The 9,633-nt window shown below is 43.6% G+C and carries 11 protein-coding genes; all 11 read left to right on the forward strand.

Annotated features, from left to right (window positions below):
* Positions 1-57: 57 nt before the first annotated feature.
* The 11 genes from MSA64_RS09605 to dnaB all read left to right on the forward strand — a co-directional run bounded on the left by MSA64_RS09605 (position 58) and on the right by dnaB (position 9,599).
* Positions 58-1,122, forward strand: a complete 1,065-nt coding sequence (locus tag MSA64_RS09605; RefSeq protein ID WP_215636694.1) for a PTS transporter subunit IIC — start codon at positions 58-60, stop codon at positions 1,120-1,122.
* Positions 1,123-1,265: 143 nt separating this feature from the next.
* Positions 1,266-2,345: a metallophosphoesterase gene (locus tag MSA64_RS09610; RefSeq protein ID WP_277664190.1), complete on the forward strand. Its 1,080-nt coding sequence runs from the start codon at positions 1,266-1,268 to the stop codon at positions 2,343-2,345.
* 82 nt (positions 2,346-2,427) lie between these two features.
* Entirely contained in the window at positions 2,428-3,246 is an 819-nt protein-coding gene (gene srtB, locus MSA64_RS09615; protein ID WP_022171213.1) for a class B sortase, read from the forward strand.
* A gap of 76 nt (positions 3,247-3,322) precedes the next feature.
* Complete coding sequence (locus tag MSA64_RS09620; RefSeq protein WP_287891468.1) at positions 3,323-4,054, forward strand: NAD-dependent protein deacylase; 732 nt, start codon at positions 3,323-3,325, stop codon at positions 4,052-4,054.
* Positions 4,055-4,057: 3 nt separating this feature from the next.
* Positions 4,058-4,258 carry a DUF951 domain-containing protein gene (locus MSA64_RS09625; RefSeq protein ID WP_022171214.1) on the forward strand — a complete coding sequence of 67 codons (201 nt, stop codon included), beginning with the start codon at positions 4,058-4,060 and terminating at the stop codon, positions 4,256-4,258.
* A gap of 104 nt (positions 4,259-4,362) precedes the next feature.
* Positions 4,363-4,650 (forward strand): 30S ribosomal protein S6, encoded by a 288-nt coding sequence (rpsF, locus tag MSA64_RS09630; protein WP_154432491.1) that lies wholly within the window; start codon positions 4,363-4,365, stop codon positions 4,648-4,650.
* Between the two features lie 77 nt (positions 4,651-4,727).
* Positions 4,728-5,183: a single-stranded DNA-binding protein gene (locus tag MSA64_RS09635; RefSeq protein WP_022171216.1), complete on the forward strand. Its 456-nt coding sequence runs from the start codon at positions 4,728-4,730 to the stop codon at positions 5,181-5,183.
* 59 nt (positions 5,184-5,242) lie between these two features.
* Complete coding sequence (rpsR, locus tag MSA64_RS09640) at positions 5,243-5,506, forward strand: 30S ribosomal protein S18 (RefSeq protein ID WP_022171217.1); 264 nt, start codon at positions 5,243-5,245, stop codon at positions 5,504-5,506.
* A gap of 244 nt (positions 5,507-5,750) precedes the next feature.
* Positions 5,751-7,796, forward strand: a complete 2,046-nt coding sequence (locus MSA64_RS09645) for a DHH family phosphoesterase (RefSeq protein WP_154432490.1) — start codon at positions 5,751-5,753, stop codon at positions 7,794-7,796.
* A gap of 2 nt (positions 7,797-7,798) precedes the next feature.
* The gene (gene rplI, locus MSA64_RS09650) at positions 7,799-8,245 is read left to right on the forward strand and encodes a 50S ribosomal protein L9 (protein WP_022171219.1); all 447 of its coding nucleotides are present in this window, start codon (positions 7,799-7,801) and stop codon (positions 8,243-8,245) included.
* Between the two features lie 13 nt (positions 8,246-8,258).
* Positions 8,259-9,599 carry a replicative DNA helicase gene (gene dnaB, locus MSA64_RS09655; protein WP_287891472.1) on the forward strand — a complete coding sequence of 447 codons (1,341 nt, stop codon included), beginning with the start codon at positions 8,259-8,261 and terminating at the stop codon, positions 9,597-9,599.
* Positions 9,600-9,633 lie beyond the last annotated feature (34 nt).

The following is a 9,633-nucleotide window of genomic DNA, read 5'->3' on the forward strand; positions in this document are numbered from 1 at the left end:
CCGTGTTACACTTTGAAAAGAACAGGAATAAAGTGATGAGCTGGAAAGGGGTTATGTATGAATCTGATTAAGAAATGTCTGAACCGGGTTTTTGTGGAGGGACTCAGTGGAATGGCACTGGGACTTTTTGCAACACTGATCATCGGAACGATCATCCAGCAGATCGGGACGCTTGCAGGAGGATCCATCGGGACACTGATCTATGCGGTGGGGAAAATGGCAGCCGGGTTAACCTGTGCCGGGATCGGTGTGGGTGTAGCGTATAAGTTTCAGGAATCTCCAATGGTTGTACTGTCAGCTGCTACCAGTGGTATGATCGGTGGCTATGCTTCGAAGGTACTGGCCGGAACATTATTGGTGGATGGTAATCTGGCACTCCAGGGACCGGGAGAACCTCTCGGCGCCTTTATTGCCGCGTATGTAGGTATTGAAATCGGTCATCTGATTGCAGGAAAAACAAGGCTGGACATTATTTTGGTTCCGTTGCTTTCTATTGGTACGGGCTCTGCCGTGGGTGTTCTGGTGGGTCCTTCGATTTCTTCTTTTATGACGTGGCTCGGTGGTCTGATCAATTGGGGAACGGAGCAACAGCCATTTTTGATGGGAATTGTGGTATCCGTTCTGATGGGCATGATCCTGACATTGCCGATCAGTTCAGCAGCATTAGGTGTAATCCTGAATCTGTCCGGGCTGGCAGCAGGAGCTGCTACTGTGGGATGTTGCTGTAATATGATAGGATTTGCAGTGGCGAGTTTCCGGGAAAACGGTGTGGGCGGCCTGATCGCACAGGGTGTGGGAACTTCCATGCTGCAGGTGCCGAATATCGTTAAAAAACCACTGATCTGGCTTCCGGTGATTCTGTCGAGCGCTGTGCTTGGCCCGGTTTCCACGATGTTGTTTCATATGACGAACAATGCTACAGGTTCAGGGATGGGATCTGCCGGCTTTGTTGGTCAGATCATGACCTGGCAGGTGATGGCACAGACGGAACATCCGGTTGTAGTATTGCTGAAGATTGTTGTGATACAGTTTATGCTGCCGGCAGTTCTTACAGTGGTGTTTACACAGTTTATGAGAAAACATAATTTTATCAAGGACGGAGATATGAAACTGGATCTGTAAAAGGAGCGGTATGATATAGAGGAGACAATATGATTTTACTGATTATTATACCGGTTTATATATCTTTAAACCTTTATATCCTTCATCGGGTGCACAAGTGGTTGACAGCGTGTTCCGAACGTTTTCACTCCAGAAAGTTTGCAGTGCCATATATTGTAATTTATTCCCTGTTGGCACTCTCACTGTTATTTGCATTCCTTCTTCCTTCTTCAGAATTGCAGGTACTGGTAAAGCGTATCAGTAATTACTGGCTGGGAACTTTTGCATACATTCTGATATTTATTGCAGTTGCAGATATCCTGCGGCTGGTACTGAAGAAAATACCGGGGAAAATACATGATTTCTTTTTTAGTAAAGTTGGATATGTATTCGTGGGAATTCTTCTGACTGCATTGATTGGAGGAATCAGTGCTTATGGTATCGTGCATTCTAATATCGTAAAAGTCAAACCGTATGAAGTGACGATCCGGAAAAACTGTGGAGACAACAGGGATCTGAAAGTGGTACTGGTTGCGGATCTGCATCTTGGTTATAGTGTGGGAAACGGGCAGATGCAGCGGATGGTGAAAAAGATTAATGATCAGAATGCGGATCTGGTGGTATTTGCCGGGGATATTTTTGATAATGAATATGAAGCCGTGCAGAACCCGGACAGGATCGCAAAGACACTGGCGGGAATTAAGAGCAGATATGGTTCGTTTGGTGTGTTTGGCAATCATGATGTGACAGAGCGATTACTTGGTGGATTTTCTGTGGCGTCTCAGGCTAAAGAGATGCGTGATCCACGATTTGAAGAATTTGCAAAAAAAGCAAAGATCCGGATTCTGGATGACGAAGTGATGCTGATCGATGATGCTTTTTATCTGGTGGGAAGAAAAGATGCGCAAAAGCCGGGTGACGGAACTAAAAATCGCATAGAGCCGGAAGTGATTCTGAGTGGTCTGGATAAGGCTAAACCGATCATTGTTCTGGAACATCAGCCGAAACAACTGAAAGAACTTGAGACATCGGGTGCAGATATGCAGCTATGCGGACATACCCATGATGGCCAGATGTTCCCGGGAAATCTGACTGTCAAACTGATGTGGGAAAATGCCTGTGGTTATCTGAAAAAAGGGAACCTGCACAGTATCGTAACTTCCGGGGTTGGTGTCTGGGGATCGGCGATGCGTGTCGGTACCGACTGCGAGATCTGTCCGATCACGATTCATTTTCAGGGATGAGTTTCGAACCATGCCTGTATAAAAGTATGAATCAGGAAACGGTACAACAGAATGGAAGACAGAAAGAAGGAGTTAGTGAGAGATGACAGCTAAGAAAAAGAAAAAAGGTGGGGGAATCTTCTGGAAACTGCTGTTTCTGGTTGCACTGTGTGTATTCTGCTTCTCTATGTATCAGCTGGTAAATATCTATCTGGGGTATAAAAAAGGAGTGGATGAATATCATGCTGTGGCAGAAGCAACAACGGTGCAGAGCAGTGAACCGTTGGAAGTGGTGGAAGAGAAGAAAGATGAGGAAGGAAATCTGATCCCGGAGGAAGAACTTACCGTCAATCCGCCGGAAGTGGATTTTGACGCATTAAAAGCAATCAATGACGATGTAGTGGGATGGCTGGAGCTGGAGGCAATTCCATCTATTAGTTATCCAATTGCCCAGGGAGAAGATAATGAATATTATCTGCACCGGACAATTAAAAAGACTTATAATTTTGCGGGGTCTGTATTTATTGATTCTACCAATGCATCTGATTTTTCTGATTGCAATACCATCATCTATGGTCATAATATGAAAAACGGTTCAATGTTCGGAAAACTAAAACAGATGTACGAAAGTGAAAAATACAAAGACAGCAAATACCTGTGGATCTGTACGCCGAACGGAAAATACAGGTATGAGATTTTTTCCATGCAGTATGCAAAGGTGGGCAGTGATGTATATACATTGTTCAGTGCACATGATGAACAGTTTGAGGCTTATGTGAAGAAGATGGCAAAACAGTCGAAGGTGGATATGAAGGCACTGGGACTTGGAAAAGATGATTATGTGGTAACATTGTCTACCTGTACTTCCGATGAATCGGTGCGTTTTGTTGTACAGGCGCGCTGGGTCGGAACATATAAATAAAATCAGATATGCAGAAGTGAAAGAATGTGAATGGGTGGAAGAAACCTGTGAAATATGTGGATAAGGAGGATGTATCATGGGACAGGATGTGGAAAAATTACAGGAACTTATTGATCAACATGACCGGATCGTATTTTTTGGTGGGGCCGGAGTTTCTACAGAAAGTGGAATTCCGGATTTTCGGAGTGTGGACGGTCTGTATAATCAGAAATATGATTATCCGCCGGAGACCATTTTAAGTCATACGTTTTTTATGCGGCATCCTGAAGAATTTTACCGCTTTTACCGGGATAAGATGCTGGCACTGGATGCAAAGCCGAATGCGGCACATAAAAAACTGTCGGAACTGGAGGCGGCGGGAAAGCTTACCGGTGTGGTGACACAGAACATCGATGGACTTCATCAGACAGCAGGAAGTAAACATGTGATGGAACTTCACGGATCGGTACACAGAAATTACTGTATGAAATGTCATAAATTTTTTGATGCATCGTACATGCTGCATTCTGCGGGTGTTCCAAAATGCGAGTGCGGCGGTGTGATCAAGCCGGATGTGGTTTTATATGAAGAAGGACTGGATAATGAGGTAGTATCGGATGCCATCCGTACCATTGCAGAGGCAGAAGTGATGATCGTGGGTGGCACATCTCTCGCAGTATATCCGGCCGCCGGTCTGCTGGATTATTTCAGGGGAAGAGCACTGGTACTGATCAATAAAGGTGCCACACCACAGGATCGAAATGCAGATCTTCTGATCCAGAAACCAATTGGTCAGATTTTTTCACAGATTAAAGTAAAGGGGAAATAAAATATGACATATCAGTATGAAGTGGGGGATATTGTAAAATTAAAAAAACAACATCCCTGTGGAAGCAGTGAATGGGAAATTCTCCGTGTGGGTGCTGACTTCCGTCTGAAATGCACCGGGTGCGGTCATCAAATCATGATTGCACGGAAACTGGTGGAAAAAAACACAAGAAATTTACAGAAAAAGAGTGAAGAAAATACTTGAAATTGTTTTTGATTCATGGTAAAATATCGTCTTGTGATATATAATTTATCCTTGTTTCCGGTACTGAAACCGGAAGCCAAAAGTCCAAAAGGAGGTAAAACAGCATGAGCAAATATGAATTAGCATTGGTTGTGAATGCAAAAATCGAGGATGAAGCTCGTGAAGCCGTAGTAGAGAAAGCAAAAAGCTATGTAGCACGTTACGGCGGAACAGTTACAGAAGTTGAAGAATGGGGTAAGAAAAGATTAGCTTACGAAGTTCAGAAAATGAGAGAAGGCTTCTACTATTTCATCCAGTTCGAAGCAGATGCAACCTGTCCTGCAGAAGTTGAAAGACACGTTCGTATCATGGACAATGTAATGAGATATTTAGTTGTTAAGAAAGAAGCTTAATTTTTCTTAAGTGCCAAGCCCATTAAAGGTTTGTAAGATCCCGTAAAAGTATATACATTTACAAGAGAGGTAAGAATATGAACAAAGTCATTTTAATGGGTCGTTTAACAAGAGATCCTGAGGTAAGATATTCAGCAGGTGACAATTCAATGGCAATCGCAAGATATACACTGGCTGTTGACAGAAGATTCAAGAGAGACGGTGAGGCAACGGCTGATTTTATTGGCTGTGTAGCCTTTGGAAGATCAGCAGAATTTGCTGAGAAGTATTTCCGTCAGGGATTGAAGGTTGTAGTCAGTGGAAGAATTCAGACCGGAAGCTACACAAACCGGGACGGCCAGAAGGTCTATACCACGGATGTAGTAGTTGAAGACCAGGAGTTTGCAGAGAGCAAGGCAGCCAGCGACAATTACCGTGGCGGTAATTTTGGCGGTCAGGCAGCACCATCCGCTCCGACAGCAGGTGGAAGCGGATCTGCAGACGGTTTTATGAATATTCCGGATGGAATTGATGAGGATCTGCCATTTAACTAATACGCATTGAACCCAGGTTCGGGTGCGAATCGTTAGATTTCGATAAGGAGGTAATATTCATGGCTTACAATAAAAGTGAAAGACCGGATTCTCCAATGAAGAGAAGAGGCGGACGCAGAAGAAAAAAAGTTTGTGTATTCTGCGGTAAAGAAAACAATGAAATCAGCTACAAAGATGTAAATAAATTAAGAAAATATGTTTCCGAGAGAGGAAAAATCCTTCCTAGAAGAATCACAGGAAACTGTGCAAAACATCAGAGAGCTCTGACTGTAGAAATCAAAAAAGCAAGACATATCGCTATTATGCCATATGTAACAGACTAATTCAAAAAGTTTGTTGTACCGTCATCGGGAAACCGATGGCGGTTTTCTTGTTTAAAAAGAAAAGACTTTTTTCTTTGCGCGGGAAATGATATAATAGGAGAGTAATTTGGTGGTTTGTCATTTTTGACAGAGTGCCGGAAAATCATACCTTTGTTTAAAGAAAGCAAAGGTGTACTTGGAAAAGGAGATTTTTACTCTGTGGGGATAGAATATGCGGAGGGAAAATCGATAATAGGTACAGAGTATGAAAGATGGAATTAAGTTAAAGGGTAAGCTGGCAACATATATGCGCTGGCCTTTTATTCTGACGATACTTCTGGTGGCAATGGATGTGTTATTATACAGCGTCAGCTGGAAGGCGGGAGGAATCGGTACAGTATTTACGGCAGTGTATCTGTTGCTCGGGATTCTGCTATATTTTCACAGAAGACCGGTGTTCCTCAACGAACTGATTTCTTTTGCTACCCAATATGGTCAGGTGCAGAAAAGTCTGATGAAAAACTTTGCACTTCCCTATGCCTTGCTGGATGCAGAAGGAAAGATCCTCTGGATGAATGATGAGTTCCTTTATCTGACGGGGAAAGATCAGAAGTACCGTCGCTTTATCGGAAATATTTTTCCGGAGGTGACAATGAACAAACTTCCGTTGCCGGAGGAAGTAAGAGATTTCGAAGTCGCATATCAGGATCATGATTTTCGGCTGAACATGCGAAGAGTAGAGATCGATGAACTGCTGGATGGTTCTCAGATCATAGATGCAGATAAAGAGAAGAATTATTTGATTGCAGCCTATCTTTTTGATGAAACAGAACTTAAAAAGTATATGCGGAAGAATCAGGAAGAACAGCTTGTGACCGGACTTTTGTATCTGGATAATTATGAGGAAGCGCTAGAAAGCGTTGAAGAGGTCAGAAGCTCTTTGTTGATCGCGCTGATTGATCGTAAGATCAACAAGTATTTTGCTTCGATAGACGGCGTGGTGAAGAAACTGGAAAAAGATAAATATTTTCTGGTCATGCGCCGTAAGTCACTGGAACAGTTAAAAGAGAAAAAATTTAATATTCTGGAAGAAGTAAAATCTGTAAATATCGGAAATGAGATGGCGGTAACTATCAGTATCGGTATCGGTATCAATGCGGATTCGTATGCGCATACTTCCGAATCGGCCCGGATCGCCATGGAACTGGCTCTTGGTCGTGGTGGTGACCAGGTTGTCATCAAAGATGGCAATAATATCACGTATTTTGGCGGAAAATCTCAGATGATGGAAAAGACTACCAGAGTGAAAGCCAGAGTGAAAGCCCATGCTCTGAAAGAATTTATGAGCAGTAAGGACAAGATCGTGGTCATGGGACACAAGATTACAGATGTGGATTCTTTCGGAGCTGCCATCGGTATCTACCGGGCTGCAAGAACTCTGGAGAAAAAAGCTTATATTGTAATCAATAATCCGACTTCATCGATCCGTCCGCTGATGGACGGGTTCCTGCACAGCCAGGATTATGATTTCCGGATGTTTGTCACAAGTCATGAAGCAAAAGAGATTGTGGATGATAATACGGTAGTGGTTGTAGTGGATACGAACCGACCAGGTTATACAGAATGTGAAGAACTTCTGTATATGACCAAGACAATCGTGGTACTGGATCATCACAGACAGAGTAAAGATATTATTCAGAATGCGGTATTATCTTATATTGAACCCTATGCATCATCGGCCTGCGAGATGGTTGCAGAGATTCTGCAATATTTTGCGGACGGTATTCGGATCCGGAATATCGAGGCTGACAGTCTGTATGCGGGAATAATGATCGATACCAATAATTTTCTTACAAAAACCGGTGTCCGCACGTTTGAGGCCGCAGCTTTTCTGCGGAGATGTGGTGCGGATGTGACAAGGGTAAGAAAGATGTTTCGTGAACATGTTGAGGATTATCGGGCTAAAGGAGAAGCAATCCGAAACGCAGAACTGTTTCGTGAACACTTTGCAATTTCGGTGTGTCCAAGTGAAGGACTTGACAGCCCTACAGTGATTGGTGCACAGGCGGCAAATGAGTTGCTGAATATCATTGGGGTAAAGGCATCTTTTGTGCTGACAGATTATCGCAATACGATTTATATCAGTGCAAGATCCATCGACGAAATAAATGTACAGATTGTGATGGAACGCCTTGGCGGTGGCGGGCACCTGAATATCGCAGGAGCGCAGCTGGAACATTACTCTATTACAGAGGCGAAAGATGTACTGAAACAGACTTTACAGAAAATGCTAGATGAAGGAGATATATAAAGATGAAAGTTATTTTGCTTGAAGATGTAAAAGCTCTTGGAAAAAAAGGACAGGTTGTTAATGTAAGTGACGGATACGCAAGAAATCTTCTGCTTCCCAAAAAACTTGGTGTGGAAGCAACCGGAAAAAATATGAATGATCTGAAACTTCAGAAAGCTCATGAAGACAAAGTAGCACAGGAAAATCTGGATGCTGCAAAAGCATTCGCGGAAGAACTGAAAGACAAACAGGTAACCGTAGGCATTAAAGTTGGAGAAGGTGGAAGAACTTTCGGATCCATCTCTGCAAAAGAGATCGCGGAGGCGGCAAAGGCACAGCTTGGATATGAACTGGACAAAAAGAAACTGCAGCTTTCAGCTCCGATCAAAGAGCTGGGTACAACTATGGTGCCAATCAAGTTACATCCGAAGGTAACAGGTGAACTGAAGGTTGTGGTAAAAGAAGCATAGGAGGAATTCTTCCGTGGAAGAAGAACTGATTAAACGAATTCTGCCCCACAGCGATGATGCGGAGCGCTCTGTCATCGGTTGTATGATGATGAACCGTGAGGCGATTATGATTGCATCCGAGATCCTGACCGGAGATGAGTTCTATCGACAGCAGATGGGAATTGTTTTCGATTCCATGGTGGAATTATATAACGAAGGAAAACCGGTAGACTTTGTCACACTTCCGGAGAAACTGAAAGAAAAGGATGTTCCGCCGGAGATCAGCAGCATGGAATTTGCAAAGGATCTTCTGACGGCGGTACCTACTTCGGTTAACGTAGGACATTATGCAAAAATCGTCAAAGAAAAAGCAATGTTGCGCCGACTGATCAAGATGAACGAAGATATTGCCAATACCTGTTATCTGGATAAAGAACCGGTGGAAGAAATCATGGAAGATACAGAAAAGCAGCTGTTTCAGCTTCTTCAGACCAGAACGGGTGGAGATTATGTTCCGATTCGCCAGGTGGTGTTAAACGCCCTGGAGACCATCGAGAAAGCTTCACAGACGAAGGGAACTGTAACGGGAATTCCAACGGGCTTTGTGGATCTGGATTATAAGACATCCGGTCTGCAACCTTCGGATTTTATCCTGGTAGCGGCTCGTCCTTCCATGGGTAAGACGGCATTTGTTCTGAATATGGCACAGTATATGGCTTTTCGAAAAGACAAATCAGTAGCCATCTTTTCGCTGGAGATGAGTAAGGAACAGCTGGTGAACCGTCTGTTCTCACTGGAGTCTAAGGTGGATTCTCAAAAGATCCGTACCGGAAGTCTGGAAGATGAAGACTGGGCGAAATTGATCGAGGGAGCCGGTGTGATTGGAAATTCCCGTCTGATCATTGATGATACACCAGGTATTTCTATTTCTGAGCTTCGGTCCAAATGCAGAAAATTCAAATTGGAACAGGGACTGGATATTATTATCATTGACTACTTACAGTTGATGTCCGGTAGTGGACGTGGCGGTGATTCCCGTCAGCAGGAAATTTCTGATATTTCCCGGGCACTGAAAGGGGTAGCCAGAGAGTTAAATGTTCCGGTGGTTGCGCTGTCACAGCTGAGCCGTGCGGTGGAAAAACGAGATGATAAACGGCCAATGCTTTCAGACCTCCGAGAATCAGGAGCGATCGAGCAGGATGCGGACGTGGTTATGTTCATTTATCGTGATGATTATTATAATAAGGATACCGAACTCAAAAACATTTCAGAGATCATTGTAGCCAAGCAAAGAAACGGCCCGATCGGTACGATTAATCTGGCATGGTTGCCGGAATACACGAAGTTTGGCAATTTAGATCATACCCAGCAGTAAGATGTCGAAATCTTACGATTAGATTTGCTTGTCC

Source organism: Oliverpabstia sp., assembly GCF_022785585.1.
GTDB classification, from domain to species: Bacteria; Bacillota; Clostridia; order Lachnospirales; family Lachnospiraceae; genus Oliverpabstia; species Oliverpabstia intestinalis.

Bases quoted from the DNA above. Each gene is read 5' to 3' on its own strand.
- rpsF (WP_154432491.1), top strand. From the start codon at position 4,363: ATGAGCAAATATGAATTAGCATTGGTTGTGAATGCAAAAATCGAGGAT.
- MSA64_RS09635 (WP_022171216.1), top strand. From the start codon at position 4,728: ATGAACAAAGTCATTTTAATGGGTCGTTTAACAAGAGATCCTGAGGTA.
- MSA64_RS09605 (WP_215636694.1), top strand. From the start codon at position 58: ATGAATCTGATTAAGAAATGTCTGAACCGGGTTTTTGTGGAGGGACTC.
- MSA64_RS09645 (WP_154432490.1), top strand. From the start codon at position 5,751: ATGAAAGATGGAATTAAGTTAAAGGGTAAGCTGGCAACATATATGCGC.
- rplI (WP_022171219.1), top strand. From the start codon at position 7,799: ATGAAAGTTATTTTGCTTGAAGATGTAAAAGCTCTTGGAAAAAAAGGA.
- MSA64_RS09620 (WP_287891468.1), top strand. From the start codon at position 3,323: ATGGGACAGGATGTGGAAAAATTACAGGAACTTATTGATCAACATGAC.
- rpsR (WP_022171217.1), top strand. From the start codon at position 5,243: ATGGCTTACAATAAAAGTGAAAGACCGGATTCTCCAATGAAGAGAAGA.
- MSA64_RS09625 (WP_022171214.1), top strand. From the start codon at position 4,058: ATGACATATCAGTATGAAGTGGGGGATATTGTAAAATTAAAAAAACAA.
- srtB (WP_022171213.1), top strand. From the start codon at position 2,428: ATGACAGCTAAGAAAAAGAAAAAAGGTGGGGGAATCTTCTGGAAACTG.